General features: G+C 59.1%; 19 protein-coding genes. 15 read left to right on the forward strand and 4 right to left on the reverse strand.

Annotated features, from left to right (window positions below; genetic code table 11):
* Positions 1 to 5: 5 nt before the first annotated feature.
* The 9 genes from IPJ12_16005 to IPJ12_16045 all read left to right on the forward strand — a co-directional run bounded on the left by IPJ12_16005 (position 6) and on the right by IPJ12_16045 (position 11,592).
* Complete coding sequence (locus IPJ12_16005) at positions 6 to 1,046, forward strand: NAD-binding protein (GenBank protein MBK7648604.1); 1,041 nt, start codon at positions 6 to 8, stop codon at positions 1,044 to 1,046.
* Between the two features lie 105 nt (positions 1,047 to 1,151).
* Positions 1,152 to 2,165, forward strand: a complete 1,014-nt coding sequence (locus IPJ12_16010; protein MBK7648605.1) for an efflux RND transporter periplasmic adaptor subunit — start codon at positions 1,152 to 1,154, stop codon at positions 2,163 to 2,165.
* A gap of 81 nt (positions 2,166 to 2,246) precedes the next feature.
* On the forward strand, positions 2,247 to 3,521 hold the full coding sequence (locus IPJ12_16015) for an NAD(P)/FAD-dependent oxidoreductase (GenBank protein MBK7648606.1): 1,275 nt from the start codon (positions 2,247 to 2,249) through the stop codon (positions 3,519 to 3,521).
* 6 nt (positions 3,522 to 3,527) lie between these two features.
* Complete coding sequence (locus IPJ12_16020; GenBank protein MBK7648607.1) at positions 3,528 to 6,743, forward strand: efflux RND transporter permease subunit; 3,216 nt, start codon at positions 3,528 to 3,530, stop codon at positions 6,741 to 6,743.
* Positions 6,740 to 6,967, forward strand: a complete 228-nt coding sequence (locus tag IPJ12_16025) for a DUF2892 domain-containing protein (protein MBK7648608.1) — start codon at positions 6,740 to 6,742, stop codon at positions 6,965 to 6,967. Before IPJ12_16020 ends, IPJ12_16025 begins: the two co-directional genes overlap by 4 nt.
* A 165-nt stretch (positions 6,968 to 7,132) precedes the next feature.
* The gene (locus IPJ12_16030) at positions 7,133 to 9,079 is read left to right on the forward strand and encodes an EAL domain-containing protein (GenBank protein MBK7648609.1); all 1,947 of its coding nucleotides are present in this window, start codon (positions 7,133 to 7,135) and stop codon (positions 9,077 to 9,079) included.
* 61 nt (positions 9,080 to 9,140) lie between these two features.
* The gene (locus IPJ12_16035; GenBank protein ID MBK7648610.1) at positions 9,141 to 10,004 is read left to right on the forward strand and encodes an NAD(P)-dependent oxidoreductase; all 864 of its coding nucleotides are present in this window, start codon (positions 9,141 to 9,143) and stop codon (positions 10,002 to 10,004) included.
* Positions 10,004 to 10,858: an NAD(P)-dependent oxidoreductase gene (locus IPJ12_16040; GenBank protein MBK7648611.1), complete on the forward strand. Its 855-nt coding sequence runs from the start codon at positions 10,004 to 10,006 to the stop codon at positions 10,856 to 10,858. The genes IPJ12_16035 and IPJ12_16040 overlap by 1 nt, the downstream gene beginning before the upstream one ends.
* Positions 10,855 to 11,592: a flagellar brake protein gene (locus IPJ12_16045; GenBank protein ID MBK7648612.1), complete on the forward strand. Its 738-nt coding sequence runs from the start codon at positions 10,855 to 10,857 to the stop codon at positions 11,590 to 11,592. Before IPJ12_16040 ends, IPJ12_16045 begins: the two co-directional genes overlap by 4 nt.
* 117 nt (positions 11,593 to 11,709) lie before the next feature.
* Here the strand turns inward: IPJ12_16045 and dmeF are convergent, their stop codons facing one another.
* From dmeF to mtnA, 3 genes are read right to left on the reverse strand one after another with little or no spacing between them, the layout of a single operon-like run.
* Positions 11,710 to 12,711: a CDF family Co(II)/Ni(II) efflux transporter DmeF gene (gene dmeF / locus IPJ12_16050; GenBank protein ID MBK7648613.1), complete on the reverse strand. Its 1,002-nt coding sequence runs from the start codon at positions 12,709 to 12,711 to the stop codon at positions 11,710 to 11,712.
* Positions 12,708 to 13,412 carry a class II aldolase/adducin family protein gene (locus IPJ12_16055; GenBank protein ID MBK7648614.1) on the reverse strand — a complete coding sequence of 235 codons (705 nt, stop codon included), beginning with the start codon at positions 13,410 to 13,412 and terminating at the stop codon, positions 12,708 to 12,710. The genes dmeF and IPJ12_16055 overlap by 4 nt, the downstream gene beginning before the upstream one ends.
* Positions 13,330 to 14,418 (reverse strand): S-methyl-5-thioribose-1-phosphate isomerase, encoded by a 1,089-nt coding sequence (mtnA, locus tag IPJ12_16060; protein MBK7648615.1) that lies wholly within the window; start codon positions 14,416 to 14,418, stop codon positions 13,330 to 13,332. Before mtnA ends, IPJ12_16055 begins: the two co-directional genes overlap by 83 nt.
* Positions 14,419 to 14,552: 134 nt before the next feature.
* Here mtnA and IPJ12_16065 point away from each other — a divergent pair, with 134 nt between their 5' ends.
* Positions 14,553 to 15,710, forward strand: a complete 1,158-nt coding sequence (locus IPJ12_16065; GenBank protein MBK7648616.1) for a pyridoxal phosphate-dependent aminotransferase — start codon at positions 14,553 to 14,555, stop codon at positions 15,708 to 15,710.
* A gap of 88 nt (positions 15,711 to 15,798) precedes the next feature.
* Positions 15,799 to 16,221 (forward strand): large conductance mechanosensitive channel protein MscL, encoded by a 423-nt coding sequence (gene mscL / locus IPJ12_16070; GenBank protein MBK7648617.1) that lies wholly within the window; start codon positions 15,799 to 15,801, stop codon positions 16,219 to 16,221.
* 58 nt (positions 16,222 to 16,279) lie between these two features.
* Here the strand turns inward: mscL and glnE are convergent, their stop codons facing one another.
* Positions 16,280 to 18,976 (reverse strand): bifunctional [glutamate--ammonia ligase]-adenylyl-L-tyrosine phosphorylase/[glutamate--ammonia-ligase] adenylyltransferase, encoded by a 2,697-nt coding sequence (gene glnE, locus IPJ12_16075; GenBank protein ID MBK7648618.1) that lies wholly within the window; start codon positions 18,974 to 18,976, stop codon positions 16,280 to 16,282.
* A gap of 100 nt (positions 18,977 to 19,076) precedes the next feature.
* Here glnE and IPJ12_16080 point away from each other — a divergent pair, with 100 nt between their 5' ends.
* Genes IPJ12_16080 through IPJ12_16095 form a run of 4 tightly spaced genes read left to right on the forward strand, consistent with a single transcriptional unit; the run spans position 19,077 to position 25,906 of the window.
* Positions 19,077 to 22,991 (forward strand): TIGR02099 family protein, encoded by a 3,915-nt coding sequence (locus IPJ12_16080; protein MBK7648619.1) that lies wholly within the window; start codon positions 19,077 to 19,079, stop codon positions 22,989 to 22,991.
* A gap of 32 nt (positions 22,992 to 23,023) precedes the next feature.
* A complete protein-coding gene (locus IPJ12_16085; protein MBK7648620.1) occupies positions 23,024 to 23,797 on the forward strand; it encodes a carbon-nitrogen hydrolase family protein in 774 nt (257 codons plus the stop codon).
* Positions 23,798 to 23,807: 10 nt separating this feature from the next.
* Positions 23,808 to 25,253 carry a metalloprotease TldD gene (gene tldD / locus IPJ12_16090; protein MBK7648621.1) on the forward strand — a complete coding sequence of 482 codons (1,446 nt, stop codon included), beginning with the start codon at positions 23,808 to 23,810 and terminating at the stop codon, positions 25,251 to 25,253.
* Positions 25,254 to 25,285: 32 nt separating this feature from the next.
* Positions 25,286 to 25,906: a cytochrome c4 gene (locus IPJ12_16095; GenBank protein MBK7648622.1), complete on the forward strand. Its 621-nt coding sequence runs from the start codon at positions 25,286 to 25,288 to the stop codon at positions 25,904 to 25,906.
* Positions 25,907 to 26,013 lie beyond the last annotated feature (107 nt).

Genomic DNA, 26,013 nt, shown 5'->3' on the forward strand with positions numbered 1-26,013 from the left:
CGCGCGTGGCTTCGATCAACACGACGCAGGCCGGATACATCTTCCGGCTGGTTTACGTTGCGCTGGGCATGTTGTTCGCCGTACACCTGTTCGGCACGGTCGGTTACATGATCCTGACGGATCACAAGTATTCGTGGTTCGACTGTTTTTACATGACCTTCATTACCGTCGCCACCATCGGCTTCGGTGAAATCATCGACATGTCGAGCAACCAGTCGGCGCGGATTCTGACGGTGGTGATCGGCATCCTCGGCGCCGGCAATCTGTCGCTGCTCTTTTCGGTCGTGACGGTGGCATTGCTCGAAACCGACCTCAATGGAACCCTGCGGAGAAAACGCATGGAAAAAGCAATCAGGAAACTCAAAGGCCATTACATCCTCTGTGGCTTCGGCCGGGTCGGGCGCAACATCGCGCACGAGTTGGAGGCAACCAACCGGCATTTCGTCGGCATCGACGAAGATTTGCATCGGCTTGAAGAGTACAAGGAAAAAAACCTCGGCTTCCTCTATCTGAACGGTGATGCCAGCGACGACGATGTCTTGTTGGCCGCCGATCTGGAGGATGCAAAAGGGCTGTTCGCCGTGACCGGTGACGATTCGCGCAACCTGATGATTGTCATCACCGCCAAGCAGTTGAAGCCGGATTTACGTGTTGTGGCCCGCTGCACCGAAACGCGCAATATCGAGAAAATGCGCAAGGCGGGGGCGGATGCGATCGTTTCACCAGACTTTACCGGCGGCATGCGCATCGCGTCGGCCATGATCCGCCCGCACGTGGTGTCCTTCCTCGATGAAATGCTGAAATCCGAGAAAAACCTTCGTGTCGAGGAGGTGCCGGTACCGGCCGGGTTTATACCCAAACCGGTTGGCGCGCTGAAACTGCGTAGTGCCAACTATGTTTTTCTGGCGGTGCGCGAGCGCAATGGTAGCTGGCAGTTCAATCCGGACAAGGATTTTTTGCTGAAGCCGGGATTTACCTTGATCGCCATGGCCAGCCCGGTTGGCCGTACCGAAATCGAGACCTTGCTGATCGAGATGGCTGCCTGATCGGGCGCCTTGCGCTCTATTTCTTGGGTATAAAAAGTCAATAAAATCAATTATTAATATTTAAAAGGATTGTGTTAATCCAATAAATAAGAGTATCCTTATATTATGAGTGCAAATATTCTACGTCCTTTTGTTTTCAGTCTTTTTTTCGGGTTGACCGCAGCAATGGCTGCCGAGCCTTTGCCGGTTGTCACCGTCAAGTCGCATTTGGTCGACCTGGCCTTTCCGGCGGAGTCGCTGGTTGAGGCGGTGCAGCAGGCGACGGTCGGTGCGCAGACCGCTGGCCGCGTGCTTGAAGTCAAGGCCGATGCGGGGCAGTCGGTCAAGAAAGGCGACGTGCTGATGCGCATCGATGCCCGCGAGGCAGCCGAAGCAGCGCGCGCGGCCGAGGCGCAGTACGCCAATGCCAAGGTGACGTTCGATCGCACCAGAAGTCTGGTTGCGCAGAAGTTCATGAGTTCGGCCGCGCTCGACAAGGCGAGGGCCGACCTCGACTCGGCGGCGGCCAACCGTTCGGCGGCTGGCGCGAGCCAGAGCCACGCCACCATCGTGTCGCCGATGACCGGCATTGTCGCCCGCCGTCACGCCGAAATGGGCGACATGGCGACGCCGGGCAAGCCGCTGTTCACGATTTACCAGCCGGGTACGCTGCGCGTAACGGCGAGCATTCCGCAATATCGTCTGAAGGCAATGCGTGGCGTCGGGACGGCTCGTGTTGAATTCCCTGAACTTGGCAAGTGGGTCGATGCAGTCAAGGTCCAAGTCCTGCCCACGGCCGATGCCGCAACGCACGTTTCTCTGGTTCGTGTCACGCTGCCTGATGTTCCGGAGGCGACGCCGGGCATGTTTGCCCGCGTCCATTTCATTACCGGTCAGGCTGAAAAGCTGACGGTGCCGGCTGTTGCCGTGCTGCGTCGTGGCGAGGTGGCTGCCGTCTATGTGCAGACCGCCGACAATCGGCTATCGCTGCGTCAATTGCGCCTGGGCGATGCTGTTGGGCAAGGTGAAATCGAGGTACTTGCCGGTCTGTCGGCGGGCGACCGGGTTGTGACCGACCCGGTGAGAGCGGGTATCGCGCAAAAGGATGCCACGACGAAGTCGTCGCAGGATACAAAATAATTCTTGCGAAAATACCGGTAGCAGCCGGAACGCCTGACTGGAGCATGCCCCAACCGGGCACCGTAGCAGGAGGAGATTGATATGGCACACATAGTAATTGTTGGCGCCGGCTTGGGTGGCATGCCAATGGCTTATGAAATGCGGGAAGCGGCGCGACCCGGCGACCAAGTTACCGTGATTGCCAATACAACGAAGTTCCACTTTGTCCCTTCCAATCCGTGGGTGGCCGTAAATTGGCGGCAGCGCGAAGAGATTGAGCTGGAGATTGCGCCGCTGCTCGCCAGGCATAACATCAATTTCATTCCGGTCGGCGTCAAGCGCTTGCATCCGGTGCAAAAGCAGCTGGAGCTCGATGATGGCCGGCGCATTGATTATGACTTTCTGGTGCTGGCTACCGGTCCCCGGCTCGCCTTCGAGGAAATTGAAGGGCTCGGTCCGCAAGGCCATACGCAATCTGTCTGTCACGTTGATCACGCCGCCGTTTCCAGCAAGGCGTGGGATAAATTCGTGGCTGATCCAGGCCCCATCGTTGTTGGCGCCGTACAGGGCGCATCCTGCTTCGGGCCGGCCTACGAATTTGCAATGATCATGGAAACGGATTTGCGCCGGCGAAAGATTCGCGATCAGGTGCCGATGACCTTCGTGACGTCAGAGCCGTATATCGGTCACCTCGGTCTGGGTGGCGTCGGCGACTCGAAAGGTCTGATGGAGTCGATATTCCGCGACAAAACCATCAAGTGGATTTGTAACGCCAAGGTTAACCGCGTCGAAGCCGGCAAGATGTTCGTGACGGAGCACGACGAAGATGGCAAGCCCAAACGCGAGCACGAACTACCCTTCAAGTATTCGATGATGCTGCCGGCGTTCAAGGGCATTGATGCAGTCATTGATATCGAAGGGCTGACCAATCCCCGAGGTTTTGTCCTGATTGACCCGTATCAGCGCAATATCAAGTATCCGGAAATTTATGCCGTTGGCGTCTGTGTCGCCATTCCCCCGGTCGAAGCAACGCCGGTGCCGACCGGTACGCCGAAAACCGGCTACATGATCGAGTCGATGGTGACGGCCACCGCAAAAAACATTCGTGCCGTGCTCGACGGCAAGGCGCCCCCCGAGAAGGCCACGTGGAACGCCATCTGTCTGGCCGATTTCGGCGATAGCGGTGCTGCCTTTGTCGCGCTGCCGCAGATTCCGCCACGCAACGTCAATTGGTTCGCGCAGGGCAAGTGGGTGCATCTGGCCAAGGTAGGATTTGAAAAGTATTTCATGCATAAAATGAAAAAAGGTACGACCGAAACGGTCTTTGAAAAAATGGTCATGGATGCGCTTGGCATCATGAAACTGAAAGGCAAGTAAGGGTTTATGAGTCGCTCCGATCTCGGCATTTCCGGTCGCATCGCCGCCGCCTTCCTCGAATCGCGGATGACACCGCTGCTCGCTTTGGTGGCTTTCCTGCTGGGGCTCTTCGCCACGCTGGTGACGCCGCGCGAGGAGGAGCCGCAGATTGATGTGACGATGGCCGACGTGATGATCGCCTTCCCTGGCGCATCGGCCAAGGATGTTGAAAATCTGGTGGCGCGTCCCGGCGAACAGGTGCTGTCGCGCATGCATGGTGTGGAGCACGTCTATTCGGCCTCGCGTCCGGGTATGGCGGTGATCACCGTGCAGTTTGACGTCGGCATCAAATACAACGACGCCGTGCTGCGCCTGTACGACACGGTGAATTCGAACCGGGACTGGCTGTCGCCGAATTTGGGCGTCATGGAGCCGGTGATCAAGCCACGCGGCATTGATGATGTGCCGATCGTCGGGCTGACCTTCTGGACCAAGGATCCCGGCCGTTCTGCTTTCGATCTGCAGCAAGTGTCGCGTGCCGTCGAAATTGAACTGAAGCGCATCAAGGGAACGCGCGATGTGTCGACCATCGGCGGACCCGACCACGCGATTCGCGTGCTGATGGATGCCGAGCGGATGAATGCCTTCGGCGTGACGCCGCAGGACATCGCCGGTGCGCTCAAGGTATCCAACGCCCTGCAATCATCCGGCAACCTGACTGCCGGCAACCAGGAAGTGCTGGTGCAGACCGGCACCTATCTTGAATCGGCGGCGGATGTGAAGCAACTGGTCGTTGCGGTGCATGGTGATGCCAGTGAACGCAAGCCAGTCTACATGAGCGATGTGGCAACGGTCGAGGATGGTCCGGATCAGCCGAAACGCTATGCCTGGTTTGGCGACCAGAATGGCGAGTTTCCCGCGGTCACGATGCAGATATCGAAGCAGCCGGGCGTCAATGCGGCCGATGTGGCGAATGCTGCGGTCAACCGGATAAATGCCCTGAAAAACGAAGTGATTCCTGAAGGGATTGAAGTCACCATCACGCGCAACTATGGCGAAACGGCGACCGAAAAGGCGCAAAAACTGATCGGCAAGCTCATTTTTGCGACCGCCTTCGTCGTGTTGCTGGTGTTTTTCGCGCTGGGCCGGCGCGAGGCAGTGATCGTTGGCGTGGCGGTGACGCTGACGTTGGCGGCAACGCTTTTCGCGTCCTGGGCGTGGGGCTTCACGCTGAACCGCGTGTCGCTGTTCGCGCTGATATTTTCGATCGGCATCCTGGTCGATGACGCCATCGTGGTGGTTGAAAATATCCATCGCTGGCAGGGGCTTTATCCTGACAAAAGTCTGCTTGAGATCATCCCGCCCGCCGTCGATGAAGTCGGTGGGCCGACCATTCTGGCGACGCTGACGGTCATCGCGGCGCTGTTGCCAATGGCGTTTGTCACCGGGCTGATGGGGCCGTACATGAGCCCGATTCCGATCAATTCGTCGATGGGCATGGCCATTTCGCTGGCGGTCGCCTTCGTCGTGACGCCGTGGCTGGCCGCGAAAATGATGAAATCGCATGGCGGCGGAGTGCATGGCGAGCACCAGCCATCTAAACTCGATGCGCGATTAGACGCCACTTTCCGGAAATTGCTGACACCTTTCCTCGACCCGATCAAGGGTGGGGCGATGCGTGTCAAGCTGGCGATTGCCATCGTTCTGCTGATTCTTGGCTCCGTCTCGCTGGCGTATTTCCAGCTTGTTGTGCTCAAGATGCTACCCTTTGACAACAAGAGCGAATTCCAGATCGTTCTCGATATGCCGCTCGGAACGCCGCTTGAAGAAACAGCCCGCGTGCTGCACGAAATCGGCGCCGAGCTGGTGCACGAAAAAGACGTGACCAATTATCAGGCCTATGCCGGTACGGCCAGCCCGATCAATTTCAACGGTCTGGTTCGCCAGTATTACCTGCGCGCCGCGCCGGAAAAGGGTGATATCCAGGTCAATCTTGCCGACAAGCATCACCGTTCGCGGAAGAGTCATGAGATCGCCGTGTCGCTGCGTGATCGCATCGAGGCCATCGGCAAGAGCAACGGCGGGGTCGCCAAGGTGGTTGAAGTGCCGCCGGAACCGCCGGTCATGTCCCCTATCCTGGCCGAAATCTATGGTCCGGACATGAACGGGCAGATGAGTGTCGGCAAGGAAGTCCGCAAGGCCTTTGAGTCCACCAAGGATATCGTCGCGGTCGATGACTACATCGAGGCCGATGCGCGCAAGTTCATTCTGCATGTGCTGCAAAGCAAGGCCGCGCAACTCGGCGTGGCGCAGAGCGATATCGTCGAGGTGGTCGGCATGGGGCTGGCCGGACAGGATGTGACGCCGGCACGCAATACCGAATCGAAATTTGAAATCCCGGTTCGGGTGACGCTGCCCGCCGAGAAGCAATCAACTCTGGATGCGCTGTTGAAGCTGCGTGTCCGTTCACGTGATGGTCAGCTTGTGCCTGTTTCCGAGTTGGTTGAAGTACGTGATGCGGCCCGCGAAAAAGCCATTTACCACAAGGATTTGCTGCCGGTTGTTTATGTGGTCGGCGACATGGGCGGCAAACTCGATTCACCGCTTTACGGCATGTTCGATATCCGTAGCAAGATCAATGGGATGGCCCTGAAGGAGGGTGGCATCCTGGGCGAATGGTTCATCCGCCAGCCGAACGACCCCTACGCGGGCTACAGCGTGAAATGGGATGGCGAATGGAAGGTGACTTACGAAACCTTCCGTGACATGGGCGCGGCCTATGGCGTTGGCCTGATCCTGATCTATCTGCTGGTGGTTGCCCACTTTGGCAGCTATCTGGTGCCGCTGATCATCATGGCGCCCATTCCGCTGACCATCATTGGCGTCATGCCCGGCCACGCGCTGTTCGGTTCACAATTCACGGCGACCTCGATGATCGGCATGATCGCCCTGGCCGGCATCATAGTTCGCAACTCCATTCTGCTCGTCGATTTCATCAAGCTGCAGGTAGCGAGCGGCATGCCTTTCCGTGAGGCCGTCGTGCAGTCCGCGGCGGTGCGCGCCAAGCCGATTGCGCTGACCGCGCTGGCCGCCATGCTCGGCGCCATGTTCATTCTCGACGATCCCATCTTCAATGGTCTGGCCCTCAGCCTGATCTTCGGGATCATGGTGTCCACGCTGCTCACGCTGGTGGTCATCCCCGTTCTCTATTTCTCAGCCTTCCGCAAGGAGCATCAACAATGACTACAGAACGCATCATCCGCATCATGGCGGGCACTTTCATCCTTCTGTCGCTGGCGCTGGGTGTCGATGGCAGTCCGATTTTTGTATCGAAATGGTTCCTCGCTTTTACCGCTTTTGTCGGCTTCAATTTGTTGCAGAGTGGATTCACCGGCTTTTGTCCGCCCGAGAAGCTGCTGACAAAAATGGGTGTCAAGCGCAGCGGCAATGGCTCGTGCGGAAGCTGAGCAATTTGCTGAAAATGAATTTTCAAATCAGCCTCTGAGCCAGCGCTTTCTTTGGTTGGCTGTGATGCGATTTGCATCTGTGAACTTGCTTTAGAAAATCTTCCAGAAATATTGTTTTTGTTAGGTTAAACTTACTGCCATATTACTTAAGTGGTAAGTTGGATCATGGCAAGAAATCCGGTTATTACCGGGAAATTGATCGGCCGGATGGCGCTGGGGGTGGGGCTACTGGTCACAAGTTTGATGGCGTCGGGCATAGAGCTGAGTAGCCATCTCTCCAATTCGGGCGAATCAGTATTTTCGGTCCGCTCGCTGGAGACGATCAATCTCTCGTGGGGCATTTTGGCCTTTTCGATCGCACTCCTGCTGTTTGCACTGCTCCTGAAGTGGGCTCGCCTTTATGCCCGTATCCGCGCCGGAGGTCCGGCCCAACTCGCCTTGCAGCGGCAGATCATCAACCATGCCGCCGAGGCAATGGTGCTGACCGATGCCGCGCAGCGCATCGTTTCGGTCAACCTTGCCTTCGAGCAGACCACCGGCTACACGGCAGAAGAAGTTCTTGGTCGCACGCCGACCATGCTCAGCGCTGGACATAATGGACTTAACGCCCATCGCAACATCTGGGATTTTGTGGCCGAGAACGGCGACTGGCATGGTGAAGTCTGGGATCGACGCAAGGATGGCTCGCTCTATCCCAAGCAAATGCGCATCAAGGCCATCTTCGATGAGCGCGGCCTGGCTTCGCATTTTGTCGCGGCCTTTAGCGATGTCAGCGAAGCCAAGGCGCAAGCCGAGCGGCTGGACTATCTGGCGCGCCACGATCAGTTGACCAATCTGCCCAACCGTCTTGCGCTCGACAAGTATCTGGGCAACCTGCTCGACAGCGCCGTTCCCGGTATCAATCGCCTGGCCTTGCTGATCATCGACCTGGACAACTTCAAGACAGTGAATGACTCGCTTGGCCACCATGCCGGCGACCGCTTGTTGGCCGATCTTGCCGGCCGCTTGGGCGCGGAGATGGACCATACGAAACGTCTGTTCAGGTTGGGCGGCGACGAGTTTGTCGTGGTCATCGAACAGCTGGACAATATCGAGATCGTCCACGAATTGATTCGTTGCCTCGCCAGGACGATTGCCACCCCTTGCGAAATTGAAGGGCATCTGCTGCACAGCTCCGCCTCGATCGGTATCAGCCAGTACCCTGAAGACGGGCGGGATGCGCAGGCCCTGATTCGCAACGCCGATACCGCGATGTATGCTGCGAAGGCGAGTGGGCGGAACGCTCACCGGTTTTTTGCCGAGCCGATGAATGCTGCGGCGAACAAGCGCCTGCATCTTGAAAGCGAGCTGTGGCGTGCCTTGGCCGATAATCAACTGGTGCTTCATTACCAGCCGCAGGTGGATCTGCTCAGTGGCAAAGTCGTTGGTGTCGAGGCGCTGGTGCGCTGGCGGCACCCGCTGCGCGGTCTGATTGCGCCGGCTGAATTCATTCCGGTGGCTGAAGAGTGCGGGCTGATCCTGCCGCTGGGGCACTGGGTGCTGCTGACCGCCTGCCGGCAAGTCCGGTCGTGGCTGGATGCCGGCATCGACATGGGCGAAATGGCCGTGAATATCTCGGCCCACCAGTTCCGGCAAGCGGGATTCGTCCAGTCGGTACAGGCGGTGCTGGCAGAAACCGGCATCACTGCCGACCGGCTGGAACTGGAAATTACCGAGAGCACGATCATGCACGGGGTCGACTCTGCCATTCAAACCCTGGCGCAGCTTCGCGCCATGGGTATTCGTCTGGCCATCGATGATTTCGGCACGGGTTACTCCTCGCTCGCCTATCTGCGGCGCTTCCCGCTGGATCGCCTGAAGATCGACCGCTCATTCCTGGCCGACGTTGATACCGATGCCGATGCTGCTGCCTTGCTGACCTCCATTGTCATGCTTGGCCGTTCACTCGGCCTGCAACTGGTGGCCGAAGGGGTCGAGAGCCTGGCGCAGGCTCAATTCCTGCGCACCCTTGCCTGCGAGCGGGTTCAGGGTTTTCATTTTTACCAGCCGGTGCCGGCGGAAGAAGTGGTCGATTTCGGCGATTTTGAAGGCTGTGCTGTCGTGCCCGCCTGATGTGACTTGACCGGGACGTTTGGGCGCCTAAAATCCCAGCCTTCTCGACGCGGAGTTCAGCATGAAAATCGGATTTATCGGCCTTGGCATCATGGGGCGCCCGATGGCGCTCAATCTCATCAAAGGCGGCCACACGGTGACCGTCTGGGCGCGCCGCGCCGAATCGATGCAGCCCCTGCTCGATGCCGGTGCCATCGGTGTTGCCGGCCCGGCTGAAGCAGCGCGCGGCAATGAACTGGTTATTTCCATGGTGGCCGATGCGCCGGATGTGGCCGAGGTCATGCGCGGCGTGGCCAGTGCCGCCGAGCCGGGACTTGTTGCCGTCGACATGAGTACCATTGCGCCCGCCGCAGCGCGCAAGATCGGTGAGGAACTGGCGGCGGCCGGCGTTGATTTTATCGATGCGCCGGTTTCTGGCGGTGAAGTCGGTGCCATCGCCGGCACGCTATCCATCATGGCCGGTGGTTCCGATGCAGCCTTTGCCCGCGCCAAGCCGGCTTTCGACTGCATGGGCAAGAACGTTGTACACGTCGGTGCCAGCGGCGCCGGGCAGGTGACCAAGGCGGCCAACCAGATTGTCACCGGCATGGGCGTGCTGGCGGTGGCCGAAGCTTTTGCTTTTGCGGCAAAAAATGGCGTTGACCGCAGCAAGGTGCGCGAAGCGCTGCTCGGCGGTTTCGCCTACTCGAAAATTCTTGAAAACCACGGCCAGCGCATGCTGGATCGCAATTTCAAGCCGGGCTTCAAGAGCTGGATGCACGAAAAGGACTTGAACATCGTGATGCAGACAGCGCATGAACTGGGACTCTGTCTGCCCGGTTCGGCGGCCACGGCGCAGATGTTCAATGCGATGGTGGGTTCGGGCATGGGCGAGGAGGACTCCATCGCGGTCCTGAAACTGCTCGAACATTTGTCGGGGCAGTAATGAAGATCGGTTTCATCGGACTCGGCGCCATGGGGCGCCCGATGGCACTGCATTTGTACCGGGCCGGCCATGACCTGGCCGTCTGGGCGCGGCGCCCGGAGAGCATTGGTGATCTGCCGGCCAGCGTCTGTGTAACACCCGCCGAACTTGGTTACTGCTGCGAGGTTGTATTTACGGTGATCACCTCCAGTCCTGATGTCGAGGCCGTGGCGCTGGGCAAGAATGGTTTGATCGAAGGCATGGCGCCCGGATCGATCCTGCTTGACTGCTCGACCATCGCCCCGGATGTGGCACGGCGCATAGCCGAAAAACTTCGCGAGAAAGGCATCCATATGCTCGACGCGCCGGTTTCCGGTGGCGAGCAGGGCGCCATCGATGCCACGCTGGCTATCATGGCGGGCGGTGATGTAGCGGTCCTCGATAGCGTGCGGCCGCTGCTCGAGTGTCTGGGCAAGCGCATCGTCCATATCGGCCCGAACGGTGCCGGGCAGGTGGCCAAGGCTTGCAACCAGATGATCATGGTCGCCGCCATAGAGGCGGTCGCCGAAGCGATGCGATTGGCTTCGGCCAGCGGCGTTGACCGTTCCCTGGTCAAGGCGGCACTGGCTGGCGGCTCGGCCGGATCGCGCGTACTGGAAGTCATGGGCGAACGTATGGTTAAATCCGATTACGCCGCTGGCATCGAGGCGCGCCTGCATCACAAGGATTTCGGTCTGGTACTGGAGGCCGCCCGCCGGGTCGGCGTACCGACGCCGCTGGCGGCAGCCGTCGGTCAACAATTGAATGTCTTGATGGCGCAAGGCTGGGGGCGTGATGATACGGCCTCCCTGCTGCGTGTCCTGGAACTTGAATGACCCAGATTGCCCAACTGAGCGAAGCTGAAATCGACGACCGTTTCCAGATAAGCGGAACGCGTCCGGTGGCTTTCATGCTCGCTGGTTTTGCCAGGGAGCGCGAGCAGTTTTCGGTGCAGTTCGACGGGCAGACCTTTCTCAGCGCATTGCTCGGCGTTGATGTTGACAAGGCTCGGCTCATTCTGGATTGCAGCGGCAGTCCCGATCTCAACCGGCGTTTTCGCGAGGCCGACCGGGCCACCCTGGTTGGCCGCCCCGGCGGCATTCACGTCCAGTTTTCGATCGGCGGGCCGCAGGAAATCAACTTTCAGGGGGCCAAGGCATTTTCAGTACCCTTGCCGAAATTTCTGGTTCGTTTACAGCGACGGGATGCCTTCCGTATCGAAACGCCTCGCGTACGACCGCTGGAGGTGTTGGGGCGCCTGCCTGAAGGCCAGCTGCTCAAGCTGCCGGCGCACGATGTTTCAGTGGCGGGGGCCGGCGTATCCTCGGCCGAACTGCCGAACGCTCTGGCTGCCGGCATGCTGCTGCCCAACTGCCATATGCAGTTGCCGGACGACAGCAAGCCGCTGTATTTCGGCGCCATGGTGGCGCATATAACCGAGTTCGAAAGTCGGCTGGGCGCATTGCACTGGCGCATCGGTTTGCGGTTTGTCAGCTTGCAAGCCGATGACGAAGCCCACATCCAGCGCTACATTGCGCGCATCGAGCGGGAGCGGCACGAGCTGTCCTGAGTGGGGCGTGGCGACATGCTGCGGTTAACCGGAAAAAATGCCCCAAATTAAAAGGCGTGCTGTATTCAATAGGCCATGGTGGCTGACAGCTTGCTATGGCGCGTGCGAATCGCTTGGTTATGCCTTGGTTTGCGGCGTCGGGCATTCGTCGCACAGCAGAATTTCCACGGTGACATGAACGATCTCCTCATGGATCGCTAGCGCAGTGCGGATTTGCAGGGGCGTCAGCGATTGGTCATGGGTCAGCAGGCTGAGTGCGCAGGCATAGGCACCGGTGCCTACGCGCCAGACATGAAGGTCGGTGATCTGACTATTGCTACTGGCGGGAAGGGCGGCGATGACTTCACGGATTTCCTCGACGACCGGATGATCCATTTCGCGGTCGAGCAGCACGCGGCCGCTTTGCACGATCAGGTTTTTCGCCCATAACGCCACGAGCACGGCGCCGACGATGCCGGTCGCCGGGTCCAGCCAGGCCCAGCCGTAGAACCAGCCGCCGGCCAGCGCGGCGATGGCCAGTACCGAGGTGGCGGCATCGGTCAGGACGTGGATGTAGGCGGCCTTGAGATTGAGATCGCTGTGATCGTGATGATGGTCATGGCCATGACCATGCCCCTGAGCGTGGTCGTGATCGTGGTGGCCATGGTCGTGGGCACCGCCGAGAATAAACGCACAAATCAGATTGATCACCAGGCCAAATACAGCAACGCCCATGGCTTCCGGGTAATGAATTGCCTGGGGCGCCCACAGTCGTTCGAGGGAGCCAAAAATCATGGCAGCAGCGACGCCGAGCAGGAAGATGGCGCTGGTGTAGCTGGCCAGTACTTCGATTTTCCAGGTGCCAAAAGCAAAGCTCGGGTCGTTGGCGTATTTGCGCGCAGCGCTGTAGGCGAATGCCGAGAGGCCGATGGCCAGCGCGTGTGAGCTCATGTGCCAGCCGTCGGCCAGCACGGCCATCGAGTTGAACCACCAGCCGGCGACGATCTCGACCAGCATGGTGGCGACGGTGATCCACGTGACCAGCCGTGTACCGCGTTCGGCCGCAGCGTTGCCGGTGGTGTAGCGGTGGTTGTGGGCCCAGCGGGAAAGGTCGTGCTGCTTGTCGTTGATGGTGCTCATTGTTGGCCGTAGCCCTTGAATTTTTCCAGCACGGCAGCCATTTCGTCGGCGGATAACAGGGCAGGTTGGCCGAGTTGGCAGGCGCGCCAGTATTGTTCGCAGAGTTCTTCCAGCTCGACGGCGAGGGCGAAGGCCTCGGTCAGATCGCGACCGGCGACGAGCAGGCCGTGGTTGGCGAGCAGGCAGGCCTTGCGGTCAGCCATGGCGGTCATTGCTGCGGTCGACAGCAATTCCGAGCCAAAAATGAAATATTCGGCGCAGCGAATGGTGTCGCCTCCGAAGCGGGCGATCATGTAATGAAACGGCGGGATGTCGAGGCGCAGGCAGGCCAGGCTGACGGCAAACGGTGAGTGTGCATGGAGCACGGCGCCGACTTCCGGCCTCGTGGCGTAGAGGTCGCGGTGAAAGCGCCATTCGGACGACGGCTTGCGGCGACCTGTGTGCGAGCCGTCCAGCGCCATCAGCGGAATGTCGTCTTCGTGCAAGGCATCGTAGACCATGCCGGTCGGCGTGATGTAGAAGCCATCGCCACTGCGCACGCTGACGTTGCCGGAGGTGCCGCGATTGAGGCCGGCCGGCTGCATGGCGCGGGCGCTGGCGATCAGTTCAGTGCGCAGGTCAGCCACGGTTTTCCTCGGGGTAGAGCGCCAGCAAGCCTTGGCGACTGGCCGGGCAGACGCCACGCTCGGTGATGATGGCATTGACCAGCCGGGCCGGGGTCACGTCGAAGGCCGGATTAGCCACCGCTTCCCGCGCCGGCAGCTGGTGCAGTGCCGAGGGGACGCCGCGCGCATCAAGGCCAAGGACGTGCCGGAATTCGTCGCCATCGCGTTCTTCGATCTCGATTTTTCCCCCCTCATCCAAATCAAAATCAATGGTCGATCGGGGTGCCGCCACGTAAAACGGAATGTTATTGTCGGCGCAGGCCAGTGCCTTGAGATAGGTGCCAACCTTGTTGGCGATGTCGCCATTGGCGGCAACCCGGTCGGCGCCGACGATCACAGCATCGACCTTGCCGGTGCGCATCAGTATGCCGGCAGCGTTGTCGGCGATGAGCGTATGCGGCACGCCATGCTGGGCCAGTTCCCAGGCGGTGAGCAGGCCTTGGTTGCGCGGCCGGGTTTCGGATACCCAGACATGTACCGGCAGGCCGGCATCGTAGGCGGCATAGACCGGCGACAGCGCGGTGCCCCGGTCGACGGTGGCCAGCCAGCCGGCATTGCAGTGAGTCATGATGTTCAGGACGGTGCCGTGCCGTCGTTCAATTTGCCGGAACAACGCCAGCCCGTGCTGGCCAATCGCCAGGTTTTGCGCCACGTCTTCCTCGGCGATGGCTGCTGCCGCCTGCCAGGCAGCAGCTTCCCGCCGGTCTGGCGCCAACGGTGTCAGGCAAGCCCGCATGCGGGACAGCGCCCAATGCAAATTGACCGCGGTGGGGCGGGTGGCCCACAGCGTGTCGATGGCGATTTTCAGCGAGTCATCGTTGCTGCCTTCGCCAAGCGCGATGGCCAGTCCGTAGGCGGCGGTGGCGCCGATCAAGGGCGCGCCACGTACTTGCATGGCGCGGATGGCGTGCGCCGCTTCAGCCAGCGTGGCAACGCGTACCCAGTGCAGCGCATGCGGCAGTCGGGTCTGATCAATGATGTCGATGACCCGCTTGTCCGGATGGGCGCGCAGGGTGCGGGTCGGGATGCCGTCGATGTTCATGGGCGTGTTTGAGTGAAGAACTAAATAGTGTTTGTTGATGGAGCCGCCTCAGAGCTTGGGGCGGCTCCATTCTATCTTGTTCAGATCAGGCTTTTGCCGCATGATTCCCGGCCGATCCAGCCCCGGCCGTAGCCATGCAAACCGATATCCGCATCGACTCCCGCTTTCCGCAGATGGCAACGACCATCTTTACCGTGATGTCTCGTCTCGCCGCCGAGTGCGGGGCGGTCAATCTGTCGCAGGGCTTTCCTGACTTTCAGGCCGAGCCGGCTTTGTTCGATGCTATGCATCGCCACATGCTGGCCGGGCACAACCAGTACGCGCCGATGGCCGGCATGCCGGCGCTGCGGCAGGCTATTGCGGACAAGGTCGAGGGTTTGTACGGGCCGCGATTTGATGTCGAGTCCGAAGTGACTGTGACATCGGGTGCCACGCAGGCCATCTTTACCGCCATTGCCGCCTTTGTGCGACCGGGCGACGAAGTGATCGTGTTCGAACCGGTCTATGACTCGTATGTGCCGGCGATCGAAACGGTGGGCGGCACGGCGGTCTATGCGCAACTGACTTTTCCGGATTACGTGCCGGACTGGGCGCAGGTGGCGCAACTGATCAGCCCGAAGACGCGGATGATCATTGTCAATTCGCCGCACAATCCGACTGGCAGCCTGCTTACCGCGGTCGACCGGGAAAAACTCGCTAAATTGATATCCGGCACCAATATCGTCGTGCTCTCCGACGAGGTGTACGAGCACATACTGTTTGATGGTGAAACCCACGCCAGCCTGTGTGCGCACCCGCAACTGGCGGCACGTACCCTGGTGGTCTCCAGTTTTGGCAAGACTTTTCACATCACGGGCTGGAAAATCGGCTACGTGGTTGGACCGGCCGAATTGATGGCGGAATTCCGTAAAGTGCACCAGTTCAATGTCTTTACCGTGCATGGCCCGTCGCAACTGGCGCTGGCCGAGTATATGCAGGATGCTGACCGCCATCTGCGGCTGGCTGCTTTCTATCAGGAAAAGCGGGACTTTTTCGGCCAGTTGATGGCGACCACGCCCTTTGAATTATTGCCCTGCAGAGGCACCTATTTTCAATTGGCCAGCTACCAGCGGATTTCCGATCTGTCGGATCGTGAATTTGCCGAATGGATGACCCGGAAAATTGGTGTTGCCGTCATCCCCGTATCCGCGTTTTATGCCAATGGGCGTGATGATCGGGTGGTCCGCTTTTGCTTTGCCAAGCAGGAAAGTACTCTGATAGAAGCCGCTGCCAGGATTTGTAAAGCATTGTAATGTAACCTGAAAATATGAAAATCGCTTGACCGGCCCGCTCCGCAAAGCAAATAATCGCGCCATTCAAAACATATCCGAGGAAATTACTATGGGAATGATTCAAGAGTTCAAGGAGTTTGCGGTCAAGGGCAATGCGATGGACCTGGCCGTGGGCGTCATTATCGGTGGCGCATTTGGCAAGATTGTCGATTCCATTGTCGGTGACTTGATCATGCCGCTGATCAGCCGTGTTGTTGGCAAGATCGATTTCTCCAACATGTTCGTTATTCTCGGCGAAAATCCCAGTAATCTGGCTGGTCTGGCCGATCTCAAAAAGGCCGGTATTCCCGTCTTCGCCTACGGTTCATTTCTGACCATTTTGGTTAACTTTGTCATCCTGGCATTTATCATCTTCATGATGGTCAAGCAGATGAATCGCCTGCGCAACGAAGAGCCGGTCGTCGAGGAAGCACCGGCTACACCGGAAGATGTCATGCTGCTCCGCGAAATTCGCGATTCGTTGAAGAAATAAGTTTCTTCAAATCGGAAAAGCCGCCTCAGGGCGGCTTTTTTGTGTCCACAACGATAGGTCACTCGCCGAAAACGGTCTTCCAAAGCGCATTTACCGAGGTGGCGTGCTTCTCAATCTCCTCGCGCGGAATCAGTCCTTTGGGATTGGTCGACAGGCGCTTCGCATGTTGCCGTCGCCGGTATTCGCGATAAGCGTTGCCGGCTGCTTCCGCCAGCTTTGGATCGATCAGGCCCAGTTCGCCGGCCATGCGCAGCAGCGCGATATTGCCGAGATTGCCGGTGAGCGTGGCGTACTGGTGAGCGTAGCCAAGCACCAGATACTGAACGATGAATTCAACGTCCACGATGCCGCCTGCGTCATGTTTCAGTGCAAATCCGGTACGGCTTTTAGAGGCGTGTGCGACATACATTTTTTGCCGCATGGCGACCACTTCTTCTTTCAGCTTGGCCAGGTCGCGCGGTTGCCGCAGGATTTCGCAGCGGATTTCCTCAAAGCGCTTGCCGACAGAGGGGTCGCCGGCGCAAAAGCGGGCGCGGGTCAGCGCCTGGTGTTCCCAGGTCCAGGCCTTTTTCAATTCGTACTCGCGGAAGGAATCGACGGAAACGGCAAGCAGGCCAGAGTCTCCGTTCGGACGCAGACGCAAATCGGTTTCGAACAGGATGCCGGCCGGCGTCTGGCTGGATAGCCAGGTATTCAGGCGCTGACCGAGGCGGCTATAGGTTTCCTGAGCATCCACCGTATCATCGTCGAACAGGTAGACAAGATCGAGATCGGAGGCGTAACCGAGTTCCTTGCCCCCCATTTTTCCGTAGCCGATGACGGCAAATCTGGGCGAGTCGCAATGCCGGTTCTTGATGGTCTTCCAGCACAGCGGCAAGGTTTCCTGGACGATGGTGTCGGCCAGTTCGGTCAGGTGGTCAGAGAGTCGCTCGATGGTTTGCAGGCCGGACAGATCCTGTGCCAGCAGGCGGAAAACCTGGCCATGGTGCATTTCGCGCAGGATGTCCATTTCCCGTTCAGTGTCGCCAGCGTGCTGCGCGAGGCTTTCGAGCAGAATCTGACGAAATCCGGTCCAGTTGGTCGCGATCTCATAGAGGCGCGGATCAAGCAGCTCATCAAGCAGCAAGGGGTGGAGGTTGAGGTATTCGGCGGCCCAGCTTGAAGCACATATCATGTCGGCGACACGTCGCAGCGCCATAGGATATTGCTGCAGAAGGGCAAGATAAGCGCCGCGGCGGGCGATGCCTTCAAGAAAATTTAGGCCTCGGGCCAAGGTCGTGTCCGGGTCGTGCGTGGCGCCCGCCGCTTCGATCAGGCGTGGACCGACCGCGTCCAGACGCGAGCGGTTAGTGGCGGGCAATTGCACGTAGCGGCTGGACGAGCGCAATTCGCTCAAACGGGTAATTGCCTCTTTCGGATGACGGAAGCCAAGGTTGCCGAGGGCTTCAGTGGCGGTTTCATCGTCCATCTGGCCATGCCAGACGCCGGTCATCGGGTGTTCGCCCGCTTCCGGATCGGAAAATATGGCCTCGAAGTGCTGGCTGACCTTGTTGCGGTGATCGTCGAGGACGGCAAGCATCGCCGACCAGTCTGGGAAATTCATGCTGATGGCGATATTTTGCCGATTTTCCGCGTCGACCGGGAGCATGTGCGTTTGTTTGTCTTCGACGTATTGCAGGCGATGTTCGAGTCGACGCAGGAAAATATAGGCGTCACGGAGTTCCTGCTCGGTTTCTGACGGAATCAGCTTGCGATCAACCAGCAGTTTCAACACCAGCAGCGTTGGCCGAATTTGTAGCGCAGAATCGCGGCCGCCGCGAATCAACTGGAACACCTGGGCGATGAATTCAATTTCGCGGATACCACCAGGGCCGAGTTTGACGTGATCGGCCATGTCCTTGCGTGCCACTTCCCGACGGATTTGCGCATGCAGGTCACGCATGGCGTTGATGGCGCCAAAATCCAGATATTTGCGGAAGACGAAAGGCCGGGCAATGTTTTGCATCGCCGTCACCCACGCTGGTTGCAGGTTGTCGCCGGTATTCATCGTGCGGCCTTTTATCCAGGCGTAACGCTCCCACTCGCGGCCTTGCGTGATCAGGTAGTTTTCCAGCGAATCAAGCGAGCAAACAAGGGGGCCGGAATCCCCATTTGGCCGCAGGCGCATGTCAACGCGGAAAACCTGTCCATCTGCGGTGAGGTCGCCGAGGGCGCCGATGACGCGCTTGCCCAGCCTGGTGAAGAAGTCGAAGTTCTCGATGCACTTCGGGCCAGCCGTGTCGCCGTCTTCCGGGTAGATGAAAATGTAATCAACGTCGGATGACACATTCAGCTCGCGCCCGCCGAGTTTGCCCATGCCGATGACCATCATGCGCTGCGGCTGGCCCTGCTTGTCCAGCGGCTCGCCGTAGGTGGCCACCAGTTGCCGGTGATAATAATCGAGCGTGAAATTGGTCGTCACGTTGGCGAGCACTGTCATGCTCTCGACGACTTCGCTCAGCGGCGCCAGGCCACTCAGGTCGCGCAGGATGAGATGGGCCATGGCGCGATGCCGCAGTCGGCGCAAGGTGGCGCGAACCGTATCGTCGTCGGTGAATGCCTGTTGCAGCGGAGCAAGCAGCAATTCTTCGCTGAGTGGCTCTTGCCAGGTGGCGGCGAGTTCGGGGATCAGGTCCGGGCGTGACTGAAGTATATTGGCCAGATAGCGGCTATGGTTGATAGCGGCTTGCCAGCGAGGATCGAGGGTAGTGTCCATGATGGTCCGTCGGCGCCTTTGCCGAAAAGGTAGAATGTCGTTTTTATCCAGCCTTTGATTGTAGTGACCAATTACCCCCTCTGGCAAAACGGTTTGACCTGTGAATGACCCGCTGCACGAAGTATCCAAGGTGATTTCGCCGGACGTTCGCGTTGCGCTGTATCACCGCCTGCATTGGCTCTGGCCGCTACTGGCAAGGCGCGCGGTCAGGCGCGGTGTGCGATTGCTGGGTTGGGGGCTGCTGTTCGCCTGGTTGGCATTTGCCGCGCTGGTGCTGGTTTTGCGCTATGTGGTGCTGCCCAAAATCAGCGATTACCAGACCGAGATTGAACAGGTGGCGACGCAGGCGGTCGGCCAGCCGGTGAAGATCGGGCGGATCGAGGCGCGGTGGAACGGACTGAATCCCGACCTCGTGCTTGAAAATGTAGTTGTCGCTGATCATCAGGGGGCGCCGGTTTTTTCTCTGGCCCATGTTGAGGGTGTCTTGTCGTGGCATACCTTGTGGCGACTGCGACCGAGGCTCTCGCTTCTGGCTTTTGATGGTCCGGTACTTCACGTACGCCGTGATGCGAACGGCAAGATTACGGTGGCAGGAATGGACACCGAAGGTGAGAGCGATCCGGCCCTTGCCGAATGGGTGCTGGAACAGAAGCGAATCCGCATCCGGGATGCGACCATCGTCTGGGAAGACCAACTGCGCAAGGCGCCACCGTTGGTGCTCGAAGATCTGCAATTTGCGCTGGACAACAGCGGGCGTCACCACCGCTTTGGCTTGTCGGCAGCGCCGCCGGACGAACTGGCGTCGCGCGTCGACGTGCGTGGCGAGGTCAAAGGAGAGCTCGGCGAAGCGCTTGAGAATTTATCCGGCAAGATATTTGTCGAGCTTGATTATGCCGACCTCGCCGGATGGCGAGCCTGGGTTGATTATCCGGTTCACTTGCCGAAAGGACGCGGTGCCTTGCGGGTCTGGGGAGATCTCGACAAAGGGGCTGGCAAGGTAACCGCTGATGTTGCACTTGAAGAGTTGCGGATCCGCCTTGGCCGCAAGCTTCCCGAACTTGAGTTGGCCAGCATGCGCGGGCGCCTCGAGGGGGATTACAAGGCCGATCACTGGGCTGTCGCCGGACAACAGGTTGAGCTTCTGACGCAGGATGGCCTGCGTATCGCGCCGACCGACTTCAAGGTTGATTGGCACCAGGATGCAAAGACGGCTACGGTCAACGGCAATTCCAGTGCCAGTTTCCTCGATTTGGCGGCGCTTGGTCGGCTTGCCTCGTACCTGCCGCTCGATACGCATAGTCGGGAACTGCTGTTGCGTCATCGTCCGCAGGGCCGCATTTCCGAACTGCGTGCAAGCTGGGTGCTGGATGGCGAAAATCTGACGCGCTACAGCCTGAAGGCGGGCTTCCAGGAGTTGGGCATTGAGGCTGATCACTATTTTCCGGGCGCCAGCGGGGTTTCCGGAAACGTCGATCTGACCGAAAAAGGGGGAATTCTGGCCCTCGATTCAGGGACATCGAGTGTGTCACTGCCGGCAGTGTTTCCCGAGCCTGAGATTTCCCTCAACGCGCTAAAAGCCAAAGCAAGTTGGAAGACGACGCCGCAGGCAATCGACATCAAGCTGGATAAACTCGAATTTGCCGGGCCGGATGCGGCGGGCTCGGCCCAGGGCACCTATCACTTTACGGGCGACGGGCCGGGCGAAATTGATCTGACCGCAACGGTTGATCGGGGCGAGGGACGCGCTGTCTGGCGCTACATGCCGCATGCGGTCAATGCGGCCGCCCGTAACTGGCTGAGGCGCGGCATTGTGGCCGGCCGAGGCTATGATGGAAAACTGATACTCAAGGGGAATCTGAAGGATTTCCCGTTTCGTGACGGCAAGGGGGGCAAGTTCATCGTCACGGCCAAGGCGGCCGGCGCCAAAATTGACTATGCGGACGGTTGGCCGGTCATCGACGATATCGATGCGGACATGAGTTTCGGTACAGGGATGAGCATTCTGGCCAGCAAGGGACGCATCCTCGGTGCCTCATTGTCGGGCGTCAAGGTCGATATTCCCGATTTCGAGTCGCACGAAGAAATGTTGCTGGTGCGAGGTGTGGCTCAGGGACCAACCAGCGAGTTTTTCCGCTTTATCGAAAAAAGTCCGGTGGCTGAGAAGATAGATCGCTTTACCGACGGCATGAAGGCGGTCGGCAATGGCAGCCTCAATCTGGAACTCGACATCCCGCTGCGCCATGCATTGGATACAAAAATGCGTGGTGATTACCGATTCCAGAACAATCAGTTGCAACCGCTGGCCGGATTGCCACCGCTAACGCAGGTCAATGGCCGCCTGTTACTGACCGAAAACACGGTGGCCGCGCAGGATATCAGTGGCCAAGTATTTGGCGGGCCGCTCAAGGTTCAGGTTAACAGTGCCGGCGACAAGGTGGTTGTACAGGCGACTGGCAATGCCCATATCGGTGAGGTGAGCAAGCATTTTGGCTGGCCGCTGATCAATCACCTGAGCGGTGGCGCGGCATGGAAGGCCGATATCGCTATTCGTCGGCGTAATGCCGATGTGGTGGTCGAGTCGGATCTGCTCGGTATCAGTTCGCCGTTACCGGAACCACTCAACAAGAACGCGACGACGCCGCTTGCCTTGCGCATCGAGCGCTCGGCGCCGGATGCCCTGCGCGAGCAATACCGGATCACGCTGGGCAAGGTCGCCCAGGGCCTGATCGTCCGTCGTCAGGACAGCTGGGAACGCGGCGTCTTTGCGGTGGGTGATGCCGAGCCGCGCCTGCCGGAAAAGGGGCTGGCTGTCCGGGTCGCTGCGCCGCGTATCGATGCCGACGCCTGGCTGAACTTCCTGCCGGACGGCGCTACCGGTGGCGCGGATGGCGGTGGTGAAAGTGGTGGACTGGCGTTGAACGTGGTGACGCTCAAAACCCCGCAGCTGCGCCTGTTCGAACGTGACTACAATCAGGTGGATGTCAGTTTGCGGCCGCGTGATGGCGGCTGGCAAATTGGACTGAATACCCGTGAGGCGCTCGGCGATATTTTCTGGAAGAGTGCCGGCGAAGGTTGGGTCGAGGGCAATTTCAAGCGCCTGATAATCAAGCCTGCTGCGGAAGCGGCAGACAGCGCCTCGTCGTTGATCAACACCTTGCCGGGCATGAGTCTGGTGGTGGATGACTTTTATATCGGGGAAAAGGCGCTCGGCAAACTGGAGTTGAAGGCACGCAACGACAAGGGCGCATGGCATCTCGACAACCTGAGTTTGCAAAATCCGGATGGCGGCCTCAAGGGCAAGGGAATCTGGATAAATAACGGGCGCCATCAGACACGGCTGGATTTTGAGTTGACCGCCAGGGATGCCGGCAAATTGCTTGATCGTCTGGGCTATATGGACGCTGTCCGGCGCGGCAAGGCGAAAATGGTGGGTGATTTGCAGTGGAATGGCCCGCTGACCGCTATCCACTACCCGTCAATGACCGGCCAGATGACTGTCGAGGCCGAAAAAGGCCAGTTCAACAAGCTGGAACCGGGCGTCGGCAAGCTGCTTGGCTTGATTTCACTGCAATCACTGCCGCGGCGCCTGACGCTGGATTTCCGCGATATTTTTAGCGATGGACTGGCATTCGACAGTATCGAAGCCAAACTTTCAGTGCGCAAAGGCATCATGCGCACAATCGAGCCCTTGCGGATCAGCGGCCCGGCGGCCCAGATTGAAATGCAGGGTGAAACTGATCTGAAAAATGAAACTCAGAATCTGCAGGTGGTCGTTCGGCCGGAGCTGGGTGGCCTTGCCGCAGTGGGCGTGGCCGCGCTGGCCCATCCGGTGATTGGCGCAGCAGCGCTGGTTGCAAACACGGTGCTCAAAAAGCCGCTCAACCGCTTGTTCAGCTACCGTTATCATGTCACCGGTACCTGGGCTGATCCAACGGTCGACAAGGCCGGAGAGTCGTCGCAGGAAGTGAAGCCCGCGCCGGAAGAAGATAGCCAACCTGAGGAAGGCAAACCTTGAACAAGCAGAATTGCCGTATCGCCGGCTTGCAGATGATCTCTGGTCCTCGTGTTGCGGACAATCTGGTGACGGCAACCCGGTTGATTGAAGATGCGGTCGGGCAGGGCGCCCAACTGGCGGTGCTGCCCGAATATTTTCCGATCATCGGTGCTACCGATGCCGATCGGGTCTTGGCACGCGAAGCGTTCGGCGAGGGGCCGATCCAGTCCTGGCTGTCCGAAACGGCGCAGCGCCACGGCATCTGGCTATTTGCCGGGTCCATCCCGTTGACCGCAGCCAGTCCGGACAAGATGCGCAATTCCAGCCTGGTCTTCGATCCGGACGGCGAATGTGTCAAGCGTTACGACAAGGTACATTTGTTCGGTTTCAGGAAGGGCGACGAAAGCTATGACGAAGCCAGCTTTATCGAGCCTGGCGATCACCCTGTTGCAGTCGATACGCCATTCGGACGGGTTGCCTTGTCGATCTGCTATGACCTCCGTTTTCCCGAACTCTATCGGGCGCTGGCGCCGGTTGATCTGATCCTCGTGCCGGCCGCGTTTACCGAAACCACCGGTCGGGCGCACTGGGAAATTTTGCTGCGCGCCCGTGCCATCGAGAACCAGTGCTATCTTCTCGCTGTCGGACAAGGTGGGCGCCATGAAAACGGGCGAATGACGCACGGTAACAGCATGATCATTGACCCGTGGGGCGAGATTCTCGATCGAAAACAACGGGGGCCGGGCATCGTTATCGCCGACCTCAATCACCAGCGTATTTCAGAAATTCGCGAGAGCCTGCCGGCACTCGCACACCGTAAACTTTAAGGAAGCTTTCATGATTCAAGACAGTGCGTTGGCGCAAGCCGAATCCCTGCTGCTGGCCCCCTTCTCCCTCTCCGAAGGTGACCTGTCGCGGACATTTGGCCAGATTCTGACGCATCAGGTCGATTATGCGGACCTCTATTTCCAGTATTCACGATCCGAGGCGTGGAGTCTGGACGAAGGCATCGTCAAGGCCGGCAGCTTCAATATCGACCAAGGGGTTGGCGTACGCGCGCTGTCCGGTGAGAAGACGGCCTTTGCCTACTCCGACGACATCAGTTTGCGGGCGCTGGGCGATGCCGCCAATGCCGTGCGCGCTATCGGTGCTGTCGGACAAAATTCGAATTTTGGCCAATTTTTCCCGTCGACCGCAGCAAGGTCGCTGTATGTGCCGAATGACCCGATCGCGTCCTTGCCGGCCGAAGCCAAGGTCAAATTGCTGGAACGCCTGGAAGGTTTTGCCCGCGCGCTTGATCCGCGCGTTCAGCAAGTCATGGCATCCCTGGCTGGCGAGTATGAAGTGATCCTCGTTGCCGGTTCCGATGGCCGTCTGGCCGCCGATATCCGGCCGCTGGTGCGTTGCTCGATCTCGGTCATCATCGAAGAGAACGGCAAGCGCGAACAGGGTTCTGCAGGCGGTGGTGGCCGCTTTGATTTCGGCTACTTCGATGATGAAATCCTGCAACGCTATGCCAAGGAGGCCGTCCATCAGGCCGTCGTCAATCTTCACGCCGATCCGGCGCCGGCCGGTCAGATGACCGTCGTGCTTGGCTCGGGCTGGCCGGGCATCCTGTTGCATGAAGCGGTCGGCCATGGGCTGGAGGGCGATTTCAACCGCAAGGGTAGCTCTGCTTTCAGCGGCAGGCTCGGCCAGCGCGTTGCCGCCAAGGGGGTTACCGTCATCGACGACGGCACGATTACCGACCGTCGTGGCTCGCTGAACATCGACGATGAAGGCAACACCACCCAACGCACCGTATTGATCGAAGATGGCATCCTCAAAGGCTTCATGCAAGACAGCCTGAACGCCCGTTTAATGGGCGTTGCCCCGACCGGCAATGGCCGTCGCGAATCCTTTGCCCATCTGCCGTTGCCGCGCATGACCAACACCATGATGCTGGCCGGTGAGCACGATCCGGCGGAAATCATCAAATCGGTCAAGAAGGGTATTTACGCGGCCAACTTCGGCGGCGGTCAGGTCGATATCACCAGCGGCAAGTTCGTGTTTTCGATGAGCGAGGCCTACCTGATCGAAGACGGCAAGGTGACGCGCCCGATCAAGGGCGCGACGCTGATCGGCAACGGGCCGGATGCACTGACCCGCGTCTCGATGATCGGCAACGATCTGAAGCTCGACCCCGGGGTTGGTACTTGCGGCAAGGATGGCCAGAGCGTGCCGGTCGGTGTTGGCCAGCCAACCTTGCGCATTGATGGACTGACGGTGGGCGGCACTGCATAATCGTCAATAATCCTCTGTTCGAAGGTGTTGTCATGAGAGTCTTTCTGGCTGTGCTTGGGTTTTTGATGATGAACGCCTCGGCACAGGGGCAGGCGTCGTTGCCTGAACGTTTGAAGGCCATGCAGGGCGACCCGGTCGCCCTGAAAACGGCGGTTGAAGCGGGCAAGAAGGCATCCTTCTTTTGTGCCAATTGCCACGGCGAAGACGGCATCAGCAAAACGCCGGATGTGCCTAACCTGGCCGGGCAGAACCCGGCCTATCTGCTGGAGCAGATGCGAAAATTTGCGGTGGGCGAGCGCAAGGATCCGTTCATGCAAGGTTTGATCAAGGTGCTCAAGGATGATGAGCGCCTGCAAATTGCGCTTTACTACGCCAACAATCCCGTAGCGCCAAGCCACGCTGATGCCGGGCTGGCTGCCCGCGGCAAGCTCTTGTTTGACAAACTGTGTATGCGTTGTCATGGCCAACAGGCGCATGGGGGCGAGCTTTATCCGCGTATCGCCGGCCAGAAGTTGCCCTACCTGCAAGCTTCAATCACGCGTTATCGAGACAGGACAGGGGTTCGCAACAATCAGCTGATGAGCATTGCCACGGCTACGCTGAAAAATGAAGAGATTGTTGCGATCGCCAACTATCTGACCCAGCTTCCCTGATCGTTAATCGTTACGTCACAGTGTTGATTTTTGTCACCTTCAGACAGTAATCTCCCGGGTTTGTCTTTTGGGCTCGCCTTGAGCCGCCATGGGAGGCCGTTTGAAAT

The sequence above is a fragment of the Betaproteobacteria bacterium genome (assembly GCA_016709965.1).
GTDB lineage: Bacteria > Pseudomonadota > Gammaproteobacteria > Burkholderiales > Rhodocyclaceae > Azonexus > Azonexus amarohabitans.

Bases quoted from the DNA above. Each gene is read 5' to 3' on its own strand.
- dmeF (MBK7648613.1), bottom strand. From the start codon at position 12,711: ATGAGCACCATCAACGACAAGCAGCACGACCTTTCCCGCTGGGCCCAC.
- glnE (MBK7648618.1), bottom strand. From the start codon at position 18,976: ATGGACACTACCCTCGATCCTCGCTGGCAAGCCGCTATCAACCATAGC.
- IPJ12_16085 (MBK7648620.1), top strand. From the start codon at position 23,024: ATGATCTCTGGTCCTCGTGTTGCGGACAATCTGGTGACGGCAACCCGG.
- IPJ12_16025 (MBK7648608.1), top strand. From the start codon at position 6,740: ATGACTACAGAACGCATCATCCGCATCATGGCGGGCACTTTCATCCTT.
- IPJ12_16035 (MBK7648610.1), top strand. From the start codon at position 9,141: ATGAAAATCGGATTTATCGGCCTTGGCATCATGGGGCGCCCGATGGCG.
- IPJ12_16040 (MBK7648611.1), top strand. From the start codon at position 10,004: ATGAAGATCGGTTTCATCGGACTCGGCGCCATGGGGCGCCCGATGGCA.
- IPJ12_16010 (MBK7648605.1), top strand. From the start codon at position 1,152: ATGAGTGCAAATATTCTACGTCCTTTTGTTTTCAGTCTTTTTTTCGGG.
- IPJ12_16030 (MBK7648609.1), top strand. From the start codon at position 7,133: ATGGCAAGAAATCCGGTTATTACCGGGAAATTGATCGGCCGGATGGCG.
- IPJ12_16055 (MBK7648614.1), bottom strand. From the start codon at position 13,412: ATGCCATCATCACCGAGCGTGGCGTCTGCCCGGCCAGTCGCCAAGGCT.
- IPJ12_16015 (MBK7648606.1), top strand. From the start codon at position 2,247: ATGGCACACATAGTAATTGTTGGCGCCGGCTTGGGTGGCATGCCAATG.
- tldD (MBK7648621.1), top strand. From the start codon at position 23,808: ATGATTCAAGACAGTGCGTTGGCGCAAGCCGAATCCCTGCTGCTGGCC.
- IPJ12_16095 (MBK7648622.1), top strand. From the start codon at position 25,286: ATGAGAGTCTTTCTGGCTGTGCTTGGGTTTTTGATGATGAACGCCTCG.
- IPJ12_16020 (MBK7648607.1), top strand. From the start codon at position 3,528: ATGAGTCGCTCCGATCTCGGCATTTCCGGTCGCATCGCCGCCGCCTTC.
- mtnA (MBK7648615.1), bottom strand. From the start codon at position 14,418: ATGAACATCGACGGCATCCCGACCCGCACCCTGCGCGCCCATCCGGAC.
- IPJ12_16065 (MBK7648616.1), top strand. From the start codon at position 14,553: ATGCAAACCGATATCCGCATCGACTCCCGCTTTCCGCAGATGGCAACG.
- IPJ12_16045 (MBK7648612.1), top strand. From the start codon at position 10,855: ATGACCCAGATTGCCCAACTGAGCGAAGCTGAAATCGACGACCGTTTC.
- mscL (MBK7648617.1), top strand. From the start codon at position 15,799: ATGGGAATGATTCAAGAGTTCAAGGAGTTTGCGGTCAAGGGCAATGCG.